General features: G+C 72.6%; 13 protein-coding genes. 7 read left to right on the forward strand and 6 right to left on the reverse strand.

Annotated elements, in window-relative coordinates; all coding sequences use genetic code 11:
- Positions 1-9: 9 nt before the first annotated feature.
- Positions 10-585, reverse strand: a complete 576-nt coding sequence (locus ACN263_RS06180; RefSeq protein WP_422738857.1) for a GNAT family N-acetyltransferase — start codon at positions 583-585, stop codon at positions 10-12.
- Between the two features lie 35 nt (positions 586-620).
- Here ACN263_RS06180 and ACN263_RS06185 point away from each other — a divergent pair, with 35 nt between their 5' ends.
- Complete coding sequence (locus ACN263_RS06185; protein ID WP_422738858.1) at positions 621-1895, forward strand: glycosyltransferase 87 family protein; 1275 nt, start codon at positions 621-623, stop codon at positions 1893-1895.
- On the opposite strand, the gene ACN263_RS06190 is transcribed toward ACN263_RS06185, so the two are convergent.
- Complete coding sequence (locus ACN263_RS06190) at positions 1794-2345, reverse strand: GNAT family N-acetyltransferase (protein WP_422738859.1); 552 nt, start codon at positions 2343-2345, stop codon at positions 1794-1796. The genes ACN263_RS06185 and ACN263_RS06190 overlap by 102 nt on opposite strands.
- Positions 2346-2425: 80 nt before the next feature.
- Here ACN263_RS06190 and ACN263_RS06195 point away from each other — a divergent pair, with 80 nt between their 5' ends.
- From ACN263_RS06195 to ACN263_RS06215, 5 genes are all read left to right on the forward strand, one after another.
- Positions 2426-3655, forward strand: a complete 1230-nt coding sequence (locus ACN263_RS06195; protein ID WP_422738860.1) for a winged helix-turn-helix domain-containing protein — start codon at positions 2426-2428, stop codon at positions 3653-3655.
- 4 nt (positions 3656-3659) lie between these two features.
- Positions 3660-4199, forward strand: coding sequence for a DUF2752 domain-containing protein (locus ACN263_RS06200; protein WP_422738861.1), 540 nt, complete (start codon positions 3660-3662; stop codon positions 4197-4199).
- A gap of 638 nt (positions 4200-4837) precedes the next feature.
- Positions 4838-5578, forward strand: a complete 741-nt coding sequence (gene thyX / locus ACN263_RS06205; RefSeq protein ID WP_278153990.1) for an FAD-dependent thymidylate synthase — start codon at positions 4838-4840, stop codon at positions 5576-5578.
- Positions 5579-5625: 47 nt separating this feature from the next.
- Positions 5626-6552, forward strand: coding sequence for a 4-hydroxy-tetrahydrodipicolinate synthase (gene dapA / locus ACN263_RS06210; protein ID WP_422738862.1), 927 nt, complete (start codon positions 5626-5628; stop codon positions 6550-6552).
- Positions 6553-6604: 52 nt separating this feature from the next.
- The gene (locus ACN263_RS06215) at positions 6605-8293 is read left to right on the forward strand and encodes a ribonuclease J (RefSeq protein WP_422738863.1); all 1689 of its coding nucleotides are present in this window, start codon (positions 6605-6607) and stop codon (positions 8291-8293) included.
- 71 nt (positions 8294-8364) lie between these two features.
- On the opposite strand, the gene ACN263_RS06220 is transcribed toward ACN263_RS06215, so the two are convergent.
- From ACN263_RS06220 to ACN263_RS06235, 4 genes are all read right to left on the reverse strand, one after another.
- Positions 8365-9435 carry an LPXTG cell wall anchor domain-containing protein gene (locus ACN263_RS06220; protein ID WP_422738864.1) on the reverse strand — a complete coding sequence of 357 codons (1071 nt, stop codon included), beginning with the start codon at positions 9433-9435 and terminating at the stop codon, positions 8365-8367.
- Positions 9436-9583: 148 nt separating this feature from the next.
- Positions 9584-10477, reverse strand: a complete 894-nt coding sequence (locus ACN263_RS06225; protein ID WP_422736145.1) for an IS982 family transposase — start codon at positions 10475-10477, stop codon at positions 9584-9586.
- A gap of 61 nt (positions 10478-10538) precedes the next feature.
- The gene (locus ACN263_RS06230; RefSeq protein ID WP_422740610.1) at positions 10539-12179 is read right to left on the reverse strand and encodes a YbjN domain-containing protein; all 1641 of its coding nucleotides are present in this window, start codon (positions 12177-12179) and stop codon (positions 10539-10541) included.
- On the reverse strand, positions 12128-12598 hold the full coding sequence (locus ACN263_RS06235; RefSeq protein WP_422738865.1) for a YbjN domain-containing protein: 471 nt from the start codon (positions 12596-12598) through the stop codon (positions 12128-12130). The genes ACN263_RS06230 and ACN263_RS06235 overlap by 52 nt, the downstream gene beginning before the upstream one ends.
- Before the next feature lie 113 nt (positions 12599-12711).
- Here ACN263_RS06235 and ACN263_RS06240 point away from each other — a divergent pair, with 113 nt between their 5' ends.
- Positions 12712-15168 (forward strand): DNA translocase FtsK 4TM domain-containing protein, encoded by a 2457-nt coding sequence (locus ACN263_RS06240; RefSeq protein ID WP_422738866.1) that lies wholly within the window; start codon positions 12712-12714, stop codon positions 15166-15168.
- Positions 15169-15200 lie beyond the last annotated feature (32 nt).

Consider the following 15200-nt stretch of genomic DNA (forward strand, 5'->3'; position numbering starts at 1 on the left):
CGCACCGGTTCACTCGCTCTTCTCGGCCGGTACGGCCACGTGCAGGCGCACCTGAGGCACCAGCATGTCGTCGACGTCCAGCGCCCGGGCCGCGCCGTCAGGCTCCCAACCGGTGCTGGTGAGGAACGTCCGGGTCGCCTCGTCGCCGTCGAACGCCCAGGCCACCGCCCGACTCATCCCGTCCTCGCGCCACAGGTCGACAGCGGCGGCGAGCAGCCGGCTGCCGTGCCCCCGCCGACCCCAGCGCGGCTCGACCAGCAGGTCGGTCACCGCCGCCACGTCCCGGCCCAGGGCGTCGGCCGGCTCGCCCGGGGCCAGGGCCTCGCCGTCGGCCGGGCCGGAGGCGGCGAACCCCACCAGATACGATTGCTCGGCCTGTTCGACGGCGACCAGCACCCGGTGCGCGCCCGAGGGCGGCTCCAGCACCGCGGCGCTCCACCGCCGGGCGAGGAACGCCTCGTCCAGGTTGTCGAGCACGTGCCGGGGCAGGATCCGGCGGTACGCGACCCGCCAGGTCGCGAGCTGGATGCGTGCGATCTCGCCGGCGTCCTCGGGACGCGCCGGGCGGACGTACCCGAGAGCCATGGGACGGAAGCCTACGCAGGGCGAGGGAGGCGACGGTGGCGCAGGGTGCCAAACGGACGACCGCGCAGGTCGTGGGGGTGGTGGTGCTCGCCGCTGCGGTCGCCGCGTTCCTCGCCGTCGCTGCCGTACGGCACGGCTTCTTCGACCTGAAGGTCTACTACGGCGCGTTGACGTGGTGGGTGCACGACGGCGGGGAGATCTACGACTACCTCAAGCCCAACACCCAGTACGGCTTCACCTACCCGCCGTTCGCCGCGCTGGTCATGCTGCCGATGGCGTACCTGCCGTGGACGGCCGCGATCGTGGTGAGCGTGCTCGCCAGCGTGGTCACCACGACGGTGCTGATCTGGTGGCTGGTCGACCCGATCGCCCGCCGCGCCGGCTGGACCCGGTGGTTCGCGCTCGCCGTCGCGCTCTGCCTGACCGCCGCGTTCGAGCCGATGCGCGAGACGGTCAACTTCGGCCAGGTCAACACACTGCTGCTCTTCCTGGTCGCGGTGGACCTGCTCCGGCTCCTGCCGTCCGGCAACCGGTGGGCGGGCGTGGGCATCGGCCTGGCCACCGCGATCAAGCTGACCCCGGGCATCTTCATCGTCTACCTGCTGGTCACCGGGCGCTGGCGTGCGGCGCTCACCGCCAGCGGTGCCGCCGCCGGGGTGACCGTGCTGGCCGGCGCGCTCTTCCCGGACGCCTCCCGGGAGTTCTGGACCGAGGCGCTGTGGAACACCGGGCGGGTCGGCGAGCTGTCCTTCGTCTCCAACCAGTCGCTGCGCGGCGTGGTCGCCCGCCTCGACCCGCAACACCCGAGCACCCTGCTCTGGCTGCTGCTGGTGCTCGGCACCCTGGCGCTCTGGGCTTGGCGGTCCCGCGCGGCCGTCGCGGCCGGCGACGAGGCGACCGGCCTGGCCCTGACCGGCGCGGTGATGTGCCTGATCAGCCCGGTCACCTGGGTACACCACCTGGTCTGGCTGCTGCCCGCGCTGATCCTGCTGGTGGACAACGCGATGGCCGCGCCGGCCGGCCGCCGCCGGCGCGTCCTGCTGATCGCCGCGATCATCGGGTACGCGCTGCTGATCAGTCGGACCGTCTGGTTCTGGGAGAAGGACTTCACCGGCGTCGACGGCTTCCTCGGCAGCAACGCGTACGTCTGGATCAGCTTGGCCCTGCTGGCCTTCCTGCCGATCCGCCGGTGGCTGACGCCGGGCGGGTCACTCGTCGAGGCGTCCGGCGTACCGCAGCTCGACGAGCCCGACCGGCCCGCGCCCGCCGGCGAGCGGCACCTGGTAGGTCGACCGCTCACCGTCCGGTGACAGCCCGGCCCGCTCCCAGAACCGGCGGGCCCGACCGTTGTCGGCCAGCACCCACAGCCGGTAGCCGGTCCAGCCCCGCTCGCTGAGCCCGGCGCGGGCGGCCGCGAACAGCGCGGTGGCCGTCCCGTCGCCCCAGAACGCCGGCTCGACGTAGAGCGCCAGCACCTCGCCGACGCTCGGGTCCAGGTCGTCCCGGTCCTGGTTGCGGCGGTACGGCCCGAAGGTGGTGAAGCCGACGGCCAGCCCGTCCACCTCGCCGAGCAGGGTGGTGAACGGGTGCTCGGGATCGGCGGTGCCCACCTCGCGGCGGCGCTGCGCCCAGGCCGCCACGTTGAGCCGACCGAGCACCTCGTCCGGCATGACACCGGCGTAGCCCGACTGCCAGCCGTGCACGTGCACCCGGGCGATCGCCTCGGCGTCGTCCGGCTCCTCCCGGCGGATGGTCAGCATTGCACCGTTCTATGCCCCCGTGACGGTCGGAGTCCAGCTTCCCGCACCGGCGTCGTACCGATGATTTATCGTCGCCGACGATGGCCGCACCGGAATCACTCTCGCTCGCCCAGGCCCGGCGGGTGGCGCTCGCCGCCCAGGGCTTCGCCGACCCGCCGCCGACCGGCGTGCCCACCCGTCGGCACCTGCGCCGCGTCCTCGACCGGGTCGCCCTGATCCAGATGGACTCGGTGAACGTGCTGCAACGGGCGCACTACCTGCCGCTCTACAGTCGACTCGGTCCGTACCCGACGACCCTGCTGGACAATGCCGCCTACCGCCGCCCCCGGGAGCTGTTCGAGTACTGGGGCCACGAGGCGTCCCTCGTCCCGGTCGGGCTGCACCCGCTGCTGCGCTGGCGGATGGCCCGGGCCCACAGCGAGGCATGGGGTGGCATGCGGCGCATCGCCCAGGAGCAGCCGGACCTGGTGGCCTGGGTCCGCAGCGAGGTGGCCGCCCGAGGGCCGTTGACCGCCGCCGAGATCGAGCATGACGCGCCCCGGCAGACCGGCAACTGGGGGTGGAACTGGTCGGCGGTCAAGCAGGCGCTGGAGTTCCTGTTCTGGGCCGGCGAGGTGACCGCCGCCGAGCGCAGCACCTCCTTCGCTCGCCGCTACGACCTGCCGGAGCGGGTGCTGCCGGCGGCCGCGCTCGCCGCGCCCACCCCGACCGACGCCGAGGCGTACCGCGCTCTGGTGGCCCTGGCCGCGCGGTCGCTCGGGGTGGCCGCCGAGCCGGAGCTGCGCGACTACTTCCGGCTGCCGGTCGCCGGCGCCCGCCAGGCGGTCGCCGAGCTGGCCGAGGCCGGCGAGCTGCTGCCGGTCACCGTGGCGGGCTGGCGGCAGCCGGCCTGGCTGCACACCTCCGCCCGGCTGCCTCGCTGGGTACGCGGCAACACGCTGGTCAGCCCCTTCGACCCGCTGATCTGGGAACGGGCCCGCACCGAGCGGCTGTTCGACTTCACCTACCGGATCGAAATCTACGTCCCGGCGCCGCAGCGGGTGTACGGCTACTACGTGCTGCCGTTCCTGCAGGGCGACCGGTTCACCGCCCGGGTCGACCTGAAGGCCGACCGCAAGGCCGGGGTGCTGCTGGTGCCGGCCGCCTGGCTCGAGCCGGGGGCCGACGCGGGGGAGACCGCCGTGGCGCTCGCCGCCGAGCTGTACCGGCTGGCCGGCTGGCTCGGGCTGGACGCGGTCGCGCCGCCCGCCGCCGGCGACCTGGCCGGTCCGCTCACGGCCGCCCTGGCGAGCGTGTCGGGTGTACCGTGAACGCGTGACGAGCGCTCCCGGACCGGTCGACCAGTCACCGCCCGCCGCCGGTTGGTCGGCGGGTCCGCCGGATGGCTACCACTACCCGGCGCCCGAGCCGGACCGGCTCACCCGACTCGTGCTTCGCATCCACGCACGCTCGCCGCGCTGGGCCGTGCCGCTGGCCGCGGTCGGCTGCGTCGGGCTCGGCATGGCGTACGCCCTGGTGAGCAACCCGACCCACGCCGACCCGGACGCCGCGCCCACCTGCATCCTCAAGCTGACCACCGGGCTCGACTGCCCGGGCTGCGGCGGCACCCGCGCACTCTGGTACGTGCTGCACGCCGACCTGCCGGCCGCCGCCCGCCACCACTTCATGTTCGTCTTCTCGCTGCCCTTCCTGGCGTACCTCTTCGTGGCCTGGGCGGGCAACCAGGCGTTCGGCTGGCGGCTGCCCGAGCTGCGGATCAGCCCCAAGGTCATCGGCGGCTTCATGGCCGCGTGGCTGGCGTTCACGGTGGTGCGCAACCTGCCCTGGGCGCCGTTCACCTCGCTCTACGTCTGACCGGCTGCTCTACGTCTGGCCGCGCTGCTCTACGTCTGGCGGGTGCTGCTGTACGTCTGGCGGGTGCTGCCGCCTGACGCGACCCGACCCGACCTATGCCTGCTCCCCAGGGGGCAGGACCTGGTGGCGTCCCCCTGTCGAGCTGCCCCAGATGTGGGGCGCCAGAGGACGTCAGGGGCGGCACCACAGGCGTGGACGAGCGCGTCGCGGGCGGGCGCGGCGTCGACGCTGGGGGTGTAGGTCGGCGTTGTCGAGCCGGTGCGTTGCCGCTCCAGCGTGTTGTCGGGCCGGTGTGTTGTCGGGCCGGTGTGTTGTCGAGCCGGTGCGTTGCCGCTCCAGCGTGTTGTCGGGCCGGTGTGTTGTCGGGCCGGTGTGTTGTCGGGCCGGTGCGCTGTCGCTCCAGCGCGTTGTGGGCCCGGTGCGGTGGGCCCGGTGCGCTGGCGGGCACCGGTTCGCTCGGCGGGAGGAAGCCCTTGCCCGCGTGGCTCCTGCCCCACATCTGGGGCAGCTCGACAGGCCACGAGGGAGACCCACGGACCGGCGGAGCCCGAGCACGGCTGTCGAGATCTTGAACACCGACAGGCCCCCGGTGATTCGGGAACGGGCCGCCGGCCACTACAGTCCCAGGCATGCCGGAGATGGTGCAGCCCCAGGTCAAGTTGATCGCGTGGACCCAGTTCGCGGCCCCGGACGACGTGCCGTGGTCGACCGACGCCGAGGGCGGCCAGGCGCTCGCCGAGTTCGCCGGGCGGGCCTGCTACCAGTCGTGGAAGAAGCCGAACCCGGCCACCGCCACCAACGCCGGCTACCTCGCGCACATCCTCGAGGTGGGCCACTTGAGCGTGCTGGAGCACGGCTCGGTCACCTTCTACTTCACCGGGGTGTCCCGCTCCTTCACCCACGAGCTGATCCGGCACCGGCACTTCTCGTACTCCCAGCTCTCCCAGCGCTACGTCCCCGAGCGGGACGCGGCCATGGTCGAGCCGGCGGTCATCGCTGACGACCCGGAGCTGCACAAGAAGTTCGTCGAGGCCGCCGAGGCGAGCGTGCGGGCGTACACGGAGTTGTTGGAGGGCCTGGAGCAGCGCTTCTCCGACGAGCCGAACCCGACGCTGCGCCGCAAGCAGGCGCGGCAGGCGGCCCGGGCGGTGCTGCCGAACGCCACCGAGACCCGGATCGTGGTCACCGGCAACTACCGGGCCTGGCGGCACTTCATCGCGATGCGGGCCACCGAGCACGCCGACGTGGAGATCCGTGAGCTGGCCGTGGAGTGCCTGCGTCAGCTCCAGGGCGTCGCCCCGAACGTCTTCGCCGACTTCGTGATCTCCACCCTGCCGGACGGCACCGAGGTGGCGGCCAGCCCGCACGAGGCCTCCTGAGCCCTTCCCCGGCGGGCTCCGGCCGGTCGTCCGCTAGGTTGGAGGGTATGACGCAGGACCACCCCGACGCCGCAGCCCGACCGGTGTCCCGCCCCTTCGGACGGGTGCTCACGGCCATGGTGAGCCCGTTCACCGCCGACGGCTCACTCGACCTCGACGGCGCCGCCCGACTGGCGAGCTACCTGGTCGACGAACAGGGCAACGACGCGCTGGTGGTCAACGGCACCACCGGCGAGTCGCCGACCACCACCGACGCGGAGAAGGAGAACCTGATCCGCGCCGTGGTCGAGGCCGTCGGTGACCGGGCCCGGGTGGTGGCCGGTGTCGGCACCAACGACACCCGACACACCATCGAGCTGGCTGCCGCCGCCGAGAAGGCCGGCGCGCACGGCCTGCTGGTGGTCACGCCGTACTACAACAAGCCGCCGCAGAGCGGACTGCTGCGGCACTTCACCGCCGTGGCCGACGCCAGCGGACTCCCGGTGATGCTCTACGACATCCCGCACCGCTCCGGCGTGCCGATCGACACCGAGACACTGGTCCGGCTCGCCGACCACGGCCGCATCGTCGCGGTCAAGGACGCCAAGGGCGACCTGACCGCCACCAGCTGGGTGACCAGCCGGACCGGCCTCGCCTACTACAGCGGCGAGGACGCGCTCACCCTGCCGGCCCTGGCCGTCGGATGCGTGGGCGTGGTCGGCACCTCCACGCACTTCACCGGGGCGCTGACCGCACAGATGATCGAGGCGTACGACGCGGGGGACATGCCCACCGCGCTGGCCCTGCACCGGCGGCTGCTGCCGCTGTTCACCGGCATCTTCCGTACGCAGGGCACCATCCTGGTGAAGGCCGGCCTGGCGTCGCTGGGCCTGCCGGCCGGCCCGGTGCGACCCCCGCTCGTGGACGCCACCAACGACGAGATCGCCCAGTTGCGCGCGGACTCCGCGGCAGCGGGCCTGGAGCTACCCGAATGATCGAACGACACGACGGGCGCCGGGTGACGGCGTCGCAGAATGAGGTGGACGCGTGACCGAGGCGCACATCGAGGCGGAACTACCCCCGCCGCTGCCGGAAGGTGGCCTGCGGATCATCCCGCTCGGCGGGCTCGGCGCCATCGGTCGGAACATGACCGTCTTCGAGTACGACGGCAAGTTGCTGATCGTGGACTGCGGGGTGCTCTTCCCCGACGTCGAGCAGCCGGGCGTGGATCTGATCCTGCCCGACTTCGGCCCGATCCTGGACCGGCTGGCCGACGTCCAGGCGATCGTACTCACCCACGGCCACGAGGACCACATCGGCGCGGTGCCGTACCTGCTCGCCCACAAGCCCGACATCCCGCTGGTCGGCTCGCAGTTCACCCTCGCCCTGGTCGAGGCGAAGCTGGCCGAGCGGCGGATCCAGCCGTACACGCTGACCGTGCGTGAGGGCGGCCGGGAGCGGCTCGGACCGTTCGAGTGCGAGTTCTTCGCGGTCAACCACTCCATCCCGGACGCGCTCGCGGTCGCCATCCGGACCCCGGCGGGTCTGGTGCTGCACACCGGCGACTTCAAGATGGACCAGCTCCCGCTGGACGGCCGGATCACCGACCTGGCCGGCTTCGCCCGGCTCGGCGCCGAAGGCGTCGACCTGCTGCTCTCCGACTCCACCAACGCGGAGATCCCCGGCTTCGTCACCCCGGAGCGGGAGATCGGGCCGGTGCTCGACTCGATCTTCGCGAAGGCCAAGGGCCGGATCATCGTGGCCTCGTTCGCCTCGCACGTGCACCGGGTGCAGCAGGTGTTCGACTCCGCCGCCGAACACGGCCGCAAGGTCGCCCTGATCGGCCGGTCCATGGTCCGCAACATGGGCATCGCCCGCGACCTGGGCCTGCTCAACATCCCGGCCGGCCTGGTCATCGGGATCGAGGAGGCGACCACGCTGCCTCCGGACCAGATCGTGCTGATGTCCACCGGCTCGCAGGGTGAGCCGATGAGCGCGCTCGGCCGGATGGCCAGCGGCGATCACCGGCACATCACCATCGCGCCCGGCGACACCGTCGTGCTGGCGTCGTCGCTGGTGCCGGGCAACGAGACCTCGGTCTACCGGGTCATCAACCGGCTCGCCCGCGCCGGGGCGGTGGTCGTGCACAAGGACGTCGCGAAGGTGCACGTCTCTGGGCACGCGCCGGCCGGTGAACTGCTCTACCTGCTCAACGTGGTTCGACCCAGCAACCTGATGCCGGTGCACGGCGAATGGCGGCACCTGCGCGCACACGCCCGGCTCGGCATCGAGTCCGGTGTCGCCCCCGACCGGGTGGTGATCTGCGAGGACGGCGACGTCGTCGACCTGGTCGAGGGCCGCGCCAGCCTGGTCGGGCACGTCAAGAGCCGGTACGTCTACGTCGACGGCCTCGCCGTCGGTGACGTCAGCGAGTCGCTGCTCACCGAACGGCGCATCCTCGGCGACGGCGGGTTCATCGCCACCACCGTTGTCGTCGACTCGGTCACCGGCAAGGTGGTCGCCGGTCCGACGCTGTCGGCGAAGGGCTTCTCCGAGGACCCGGAGGCGTTCAACCCGGTGATCCCGCTGGTGACCGAAGCGCTCAACCGCGCCGCCTCGGACGGCATCACCGACCCGCACCAGCTCCAGCAGATCGTCCGGCGGACCGTGGGGCGGTGGGTCAACGACGCGTACCGGCGGCGGCCGATGATCGTGCCCACCGTCGTCGAGGTCTGACGCACGCGTGACCGGGCCGGTCGCCGACGTCCCCCGTGGATGTCGGTGACCGGCCCGGAGCCTGTTCCGGCTCAGCTCCGCGACAGCCGCCGCCGCAGCACCAGCAGGCCGGCCCCGAGGGCCAGCAACGCCGCGCCGACGAGGGCGTACGCGCCGCCGGACGGCCCGGTGCGGGGGAGTTGCGCCGCGTCGGGGGTGGACGAGGTCGCGGTGGCGGTCGGGCTCGCGGTGGCGGTCGGGCTCGGCGTGACCGCCGGACCGGTGGGCGGCGGCGTGGTGGCGTCACCGGCACCCGATCCGCCCGAGCCGTTCAGGCGGAGCGTCGACGCGGTGTCCTTGTTCGTGTAGCGGTTGGTGGGGGCGAGCGACACCTGCACGTTCTTCGTGCCCCCGGTGACCGTCAGCCGTACGTCGAAGCTGTCGGTGACGCCGTCGCCGAGCACGTTCGGCCGCACGATCTCGCAGGCGACACCGACCATCCGGCCACGGTCCGCGCAGGTCGGTGCGGCCACCCGCACACCGGCCGGGGTGGTGATGAACAACGAGTAACCGCCGATGTCGAAGGTGCCGCTGTTGGTGACCCGCACCCGCACCGTCGTCGTCCCGTTGGCGACCGGGTCGGCGGTGGCCCGCAACCGCAATGAGGTGCGGTCCGGCCAGTTGACCCGGAAGTCGGTGAACCTGTCGGTGACCCCGGCGGCGTCCCGGCCGGCGACGGCGCCCCACGCCTGCACCCCGAAGACCGGCTCCGAAGCCGACGAGCCGATCGTCAACCGGTACACCCGCTCGCCCCCGGCGGGCAGTTCCGCACCGCCGCAGAGCCAGGTACGCGGCGTGCCCCGGACGATCTCACAGTCCTCGCCCCGGAGCAGGTCGACGTCGACCGGGAGGCGCAGCACGAAGAAGCCCTTCGCGGTGGCGCTGCCGGTGTTCCTGACGCTGACCTCCAGCGGGCCGGAGGGCGCCCACGGGTCCCCGCCGAGGAAGACGATGTCGCCCCGAGCGGTGATCGTGGGTGCGGCGCTCGCGGTTGGCGCGGCGAGGGCCGGTGCGGCGGCCGGCGCGGCGACGGCCGGTCCGGCGAGGACGGGTACGAAGAGCAGGGCAGCGGCGAGGAGGCCGGAGCTGAGCAGGCGGTTCATGACGACTCCCGGGGTTCGCGGTCGGTGATGGCCGTAGCACATCTCCGCGGCGCGTCCGGTTGCGTGTTGTCGGATGTCGCACAGTCGCGCCCCGGCCTGCAACCAACTGCCCTGTTCGCGACCTAGACGAGTAAGTCCGAAGTTTGGGTCAGTGGTCGTAGGCGATCAGGGATCTGGTCACGGGCTGCCCGGTGGTCCGGTTGTGCCAGATCGCGGCGGTCATCGCGAGGAGCCGCTGGGCGACTCGGGCGGCTACCCCTTCGATACTCCGGCCGCCGTGTAACTCAAGGTCGAGTTGGCCCTTCAACGTGTCGTTGACCGACTCGATGAGCTGACGAATGGGCTTGAGTAGGTGTTCGTCCGGGCGTGGGGTGCGGTTGCGGTACGACGGTCTGAGCAATCGCACCCCACGCTCTGCCAGCCACCGGTCCAACTCGGCGGAGACGTACCCCTTGTCCGCCACGATCAGCAGGCCCGGACGGTCGGTGACGAGGTCCGGATCATGATCGAGGACCGCGGTCAGCACCTCCCGCTCGTCGACCTTCGGGGTGCCGAGCGCCCACGCGATGGGCAGACCTGACGGGGTGCAGATGAGATGCAGCCGCAGGCCCCAGAAGAACCTCGAGTGCGAGGCGCAGTAGCCGTACCCGGCCCACCCCGCCAGATCGGAGCGTTTCACCGTCGGCCTGGACCGGCCGCATTCCACCGGTGTGGAGTCGATGACCCAGGTCGTGTCGGACCACAGGTCGGTGTCCTCGGCGACCGCCCGAATGGCACGCTTGAGCAGCGGCAACGCCGCCCTCAACCGCTTGTTGTAACCGGACTGTCCAGGCAGGTACGGGAACGCCCCGGGCAGATGCCCGGGGACGAACCGAAGCCAACGGGCCTCGGAACGCACCCCGAGCAGCGCCTGCGCGACGGCCAGGGTCAGCAACTCCGCGTCGGAGAGCTTCGGTGGCCTACCCGTCCGGCGAGGACGCCCGAGCCAGTCGTCGATCTTCACGTACAGTGCGGTCAGAAGGGTGTTGAGGTCTGTCGTCACAAACGGATCTTCAACACCCTTCGTCTATACCCACACCCCGGGGTCGTTAGGACTTACTCGTCTAGGGGAGCGCGGCGACGGCCTCGGCGTAGGCGACGCCGGTGGCGATGGCGGCGTCCACCAGCACGGTGAGTTGCTCCGGGGCCACCCCGTACGCCAGGTCGGTGGCGACGTCGCCGGCCAGCACCAGCTCCCCGCCGAGGTCGTGCGCGTACGCCTTGGGCAGCAGCCGGTCGTGGTTCCAGGCGTTGCAGAAGGCGTACGCCTCGGCGCGGCGGGTCGCCGGCAGCCGGCGGGCGGCCATGGCGCGGGCGTGCAGCACCTCGCCGCGTTCACCGGCCCGCCGGAACTGAATCACCACGTCGCCCCACCGGCCGACCACGGTGGCGCCCTCGTCCACGACGTACCGGTCTCCGCGTCGGTCCAGGGCGGCGGTGATCATGCCGATGGTCAGCGTGGACAGCTCGTGCTCGTCGTCAGCGTCGGGCACGGAGTCGTCCCCGTCGGACGCGGAGTCGTCGTCGGTGGGCTCGTCGTCGCTGGGCAGGGGCACCGGCGTCGCCACCGGACGTTCGGCCAGCCACGCGGCCATCCGGCCCAGCTGGTGACCGGAGCCGTTGCGGGCGTCGAAGCTGCCGGCCAGCTCGTTGGCGGTGGCGAGCAGGAGGGCGCCGAGGGTGGCGACATCCAGGTCGGTGGCCGGTCGTCCGCCGTGCGCCGGCCGGTGCACCGTGCGGACGCCGAGACCGGCCTCGACGGCCAGCGTGCAGACCAGCGCGCCGGCGGCGGCGAACTCCATCGCGGCGAGGTCGTCGGTGGGCCGGTCCAGTCGGGGTAACTGCTCGGCCAGGATGGCCAGGCCACGGTCCAGGTGCCCGCCCAGGGCGCAGAACCGCAGGTGCGCGGCGAGGTACGGGAACGCCGCGGGTTCGCGCCGGTGCCGCCGGTACGCCCGGACGTGCGCCGCGGCGGCCCGCTCCGGCTCACCGAGGCGCAGCTCGGGCAGCAGCCCGGCCACGAGCGAACGCTCGGGCTGGTCCGTGCAGTCCGCCGCCGCGTCGGTGGGCCCGGCCAGTTCGTCGAGCGCGGCCCGCCACGCACCCCAGCCGGCGAGCAGCTCGGCCCGGCGGGCCGGGGCGCAGCCCGGGCACCCACCGGACGGCCCGGCGGTCGTCCCCGCCCACCGCTGGTACCAGTGCCGGGCGGTGGGTTCGTCACCGAGGTGGTCGGCCATCCGGCAGCGCAGCTCGGCGACGGTCGACGCGTCGGGACCGTCCGACCCGATCCGGTGCGCCAGGTCGTCCAGCAGGGACCGGGTCTGGTCCAGTCCCACCCGGGGGGTGCCGAACAGCGCCTCCACGGCGTACCGCTGCAGGCGCAGCAGCAGCCGGTCCTCGTCCTCGGTGAGCAGCTCGGGCCGGTAGTCGGCGGCGGCCCGGCACCGGCGTACCGGCTCGACCAGACGCCACCGTTCCCCGTGCAGCAGGTACGCCTCGACGAGCGCGAACCGGGCGTCCAGGGCCGACCGGAGGTCCCCGGCGGTGTCGGCCCGCTCGGCGAGGCGTTCGAGGACGAGGAGCCGATCCGGCCCGTCGGGCAGGTCGCGTGCGTCGGCGAGCGCGTGCACCAGCGCCGGATCGCGGTGGACGGTCACGCCGGCACCGCGCCGGGCAGGCGACCGACGGCGACGGCGAGTTGGCAGCCGGTCGTGATGCCACAGTCGAGCAGCCGGTCGAGCTGGTGCGGCGTGACACCGCGCTCCAGGTCGGTGATCACCTCACCGTGGATCCGGGCCCGACCGGCGTCGTCGACGTGCACGAACGCCTTGGGCCAGAGCCGGTCGTGGTTCCACGCGTTGCAGAAGGCGTACAGGGCGGGCACCCGCTCGATCCCGAAGGTCGGCGCGACCATCGTGCGGACCTGGAGCAGCTCCCCGGCCGCGCCGAGGCGCAGGAACCAGATCAGGTTGTCGTCGAAGCGACCCACCAGGTCGCCGTCGGGCGCGCGGCCGACCGGCCGACCGCGCGCGGCGAGCACCGCGGCGACCAGCTCGCCGGTCAACGGGCGTACCGCGGCGGGGTGCCCGGCCAGCGGATCGTCCTCGAGTTCCGGCGACGCCATCGGGCATCCCTTCTGAGGCGGATATCACGACCGGCGGCGGGGTCCGTGCTGCGACGCGCGGACACGACCCGGAAAAGCGGCGATCTGCCCGGCCCCACCGTTACCGTGACTCTATGGCGGGCCGTACCTCTCAGGCGAGCCGGCGACGCGGCGCGTCGCCGCGCGGTGGCACCAACAGCCGTGCCCGTCAACCGGCGAAGAAGACCCGGGCTCCGGTACGGCGGCGCACCACACCCGCCCGTCCGGGCCCCGCCGTCTACGTGGGCCGCGCCATTGGTGCACTGTGGATGGGCGTGGCCCACGGCATGGGATGGGCCGTACGCGCCGCCGGCCGGCAGGCCGCCTCCGCCCGCGACCTGGACCCGGAGCACCGCCGCGACGGGGCCGGGCTGCTGCTGTTCGGGCTGGCCCTGCTCAGCGCCGTGGCGCTCTGGTTCTCCGGCGCGGGCCCGGTGGGCGCCCGCCTGGCCGACACGGTTCGGCTGTTCCTCGGCGCGATCTCCGTCGTGGTGCCGGTGCTGCTGATGATCGGCGCGTGGCGGCTCATGCGGCAGCCGGCCGATCCGGAGCACCGGGGCCGGGGGCTGATCGGCTGGGGCTCGCTGCTGGTGTCGACCGCCGCGCTGTTGCAGATCGGTCAGGACCCGGTGGACACCGTGGAGCGTGACTTCGCCGGTGGCCTGGTCGGCGCCGGCGTGGGCGGGTTGCTGGAACGGGCGGTCACCGCCTGGGTGGCCGTACCCCTGCTGGTCCTGCTCCTGCTCTTCGGCCTGCTCGTGGTCACGGCGACGCCGATCAACAAGATTCCCGAGCGGCTGGGCCTGCTCGCCGGTGGGCTGGTCGCGCCTCCGGAGGCCACCGAGGAGGAGGACGACGCGCCGGCCGCCCGGCCCGCGCGCAAGCGGCCGGCGAAGCGGATGCCGCCACCGATCGACCCGGACGACTTCGAGGACATCGAGGGCGCGGACCTCCAGGAGACCATGGTCCTGCCGCGCAAGGCCCCGGCGAAGGTGCCGGCCAGCCGCAAGCCGGCCGAGCCGCCCGAGCACTCGCCCGCGCCCACCCGCGCCGAGCAGCTCGCGTTGACCGGGTTGGCCGGCGACTACACCCTGCCGCCGGCCAACATGCTCAGCAGTGGGGCCGCGCCCAAGACCCGCAGCAAGGCCAACGACGAGGTGATCGCCGCGCTGACCGGCGTCTTCGACCAGTTCGACGTGGACGCCGCCGTCACCGGCTTCACCCGTGGCCCGACGGTGACCCGCTACGAGGTGGAGTTGGGGCACGGCGTCAAGGTCGAGCGGATCACCCAGCTCTCCCGGAACATCGCCTACGCGGTGAAGTCACCGGACGTACGGATCCTCAGCCCGATCCCGGGCAAGAGCGCGGTCGGCGTGGAGATCCCGAACACCGACCCGGAGAACGTGTCGCTCGGCGACGTGCTGCGCTCGCGGGCGGCGACGAGCGACCACCACCCGATGGTGGTGGCGCTCGGCAAGGACATCGAGGGCGGCTACGTGGTGGCCAATCTCGCCAAGATGCCGCACATCCTCATCGCCGGTGCCACCGGTGCGGGCAAGTCGTCCTGCCTGAACTCGCTGCTGGTGTCCATCCTCACCCGGGCCACCCCGGACGAGGTGCGGCTGCTGCTGATCGACCCGAAGCGGGTCGAGATGACCGGCTACGAGGGAATCCCGCACCTGGTCACGCCGATCGTGACGAACGCCAAGAAGGCGGCGGACTCGCTGGACTGGGTCGTGCGCGAGATGGACATGCGCTACGACGACCTCGCGGCCAACGGGGTCCGGCACATCGACGACTTCAACCGCAAGGTCCGCAACGGGGAGATCAAGGCGCCGCCGGGCAGCGAGCGGGAGATGCGCCCGTACCCGTACCTGCTGGTGATCGTGGACGAGCTGGCCGACCTGATGATGGTCGCGCCGCGTGACGTGGAGGATTCGGTCGTCCGGATCACGCAGTTGGCGCGGGCCGCCGGCATCCACCTCGTGCTGGCCACCCAGCGGCCCTCGGTCGACGTGGTGACCGGTCTGATCAAGGCGAACGTGCCGTCCCGGCTGGCGTTCGCCACCTCGTCCCTCGCGGACTCGCGGGTCATCCTCGACCAGCCGGGCGCGGAGAAGCTGCTCGGCCGGGGCGACGGGCTCTTCCTGCCGATGGGTGCCTCCAAGCCGGTCCGCATCCAGGGGGCCTGGGTCACCGAGCGCGAGATCAGCGACGTGGTGAAGTTCTGCAAGGACCAGCGGGAGCCGGAGTTCCGCCCGGACGTGCTGACTCCCGCGCAGGACAACAAGAAGAAGATCGACGAGGACATCGGCGACGACCTCGACCTGCTGGTGCAGGCCGTGGAGCTGGTGGTCACCTCACAGTTCGGCTCCACCTCGATGCTCCAGCGCAAGCTGCGGGTCGGCTTCGCCAAGGCGGGCCGCCTGATGGACCTCATGGAGACCCGCGGCGTGGTCGGGCCGTCCGAGGGGTCGAAGGCGCGCGACGTGCTGGTCAAGCCGGACGAGCTGGAGGAGGTCCTGACCGGCCTGCGCGGCGACGTGGACTGACCACACCCGACCCCGGACACACGACGGGCCCG

The sequence above is a fragment of the Micromonospora sp. WMMD729 genome (genome assembly GCF_049315225.1).
GTDB lineage: Bacteria > Actinomycetota > Actinomycetes > Mycobacteriales > Micromonosporaceae > Micromonospora.

Bases quoted from the DNA above. Each gene is read 5' to 3' on its own strand.
- ACN263_RS06195 (WP_422738860.1), top strand. From the start codon at position 2,426: ATGGCCGCACCGGAATCACTCTCGCTCGCCCAGGCCCGGCGGGTGGCG.
- ACN263_RS06220 (WP_422738864.1), bottom strand. From the start codon at position 9,435: ATGAACCGCCTGCTCAGCTCCGGCCTCCTCGCCGCTGCCCTGCTCTTC.
- ACN263_RS06240 (WP_422738866.1), top strand. From the start codon at position 12,712: ATGGCGGGCCGTACCTCTCAGGCGAGCCGGCGACGCGGCGCGTCGCCG.
- ACN263_RS06235 (WP_422738865.1), bottom strand. From the start codon at position 12,598: ATGGCGTCGCCGGAACTCGAGGACGATCCGCTGGCCGGGCACCCCGCC.
- dapA (WP_422738862.1), top strand. From the start codon at position 5,626: ATGACGCAGGACCACCCCGACGCCGCAGCCCGACCGGTGTCCCGCCCC.
- ACN263_RS06180 (WP_422738857.1), bottom strand. From the start codon at position 585: ATGGCTCTCGGGTACGTCCGCCCGGCGCGTCCCGAGGACGCCGGCGAG.
- ACN263_RS06190 (WP_422738859.1), bottom strand. From the start codon at position 2,345: ATGCTGACCATCCGCCGGGAGGAGCCGGACGACGCCGAGGCGATCGCC.
- thyX (WP_278153990.1), top strand. From the start codon at position 4,838: ATGGTGCAGCCCCAGGTCAAGTTGATCGCGTGGACCCAGTTCGCGGCC.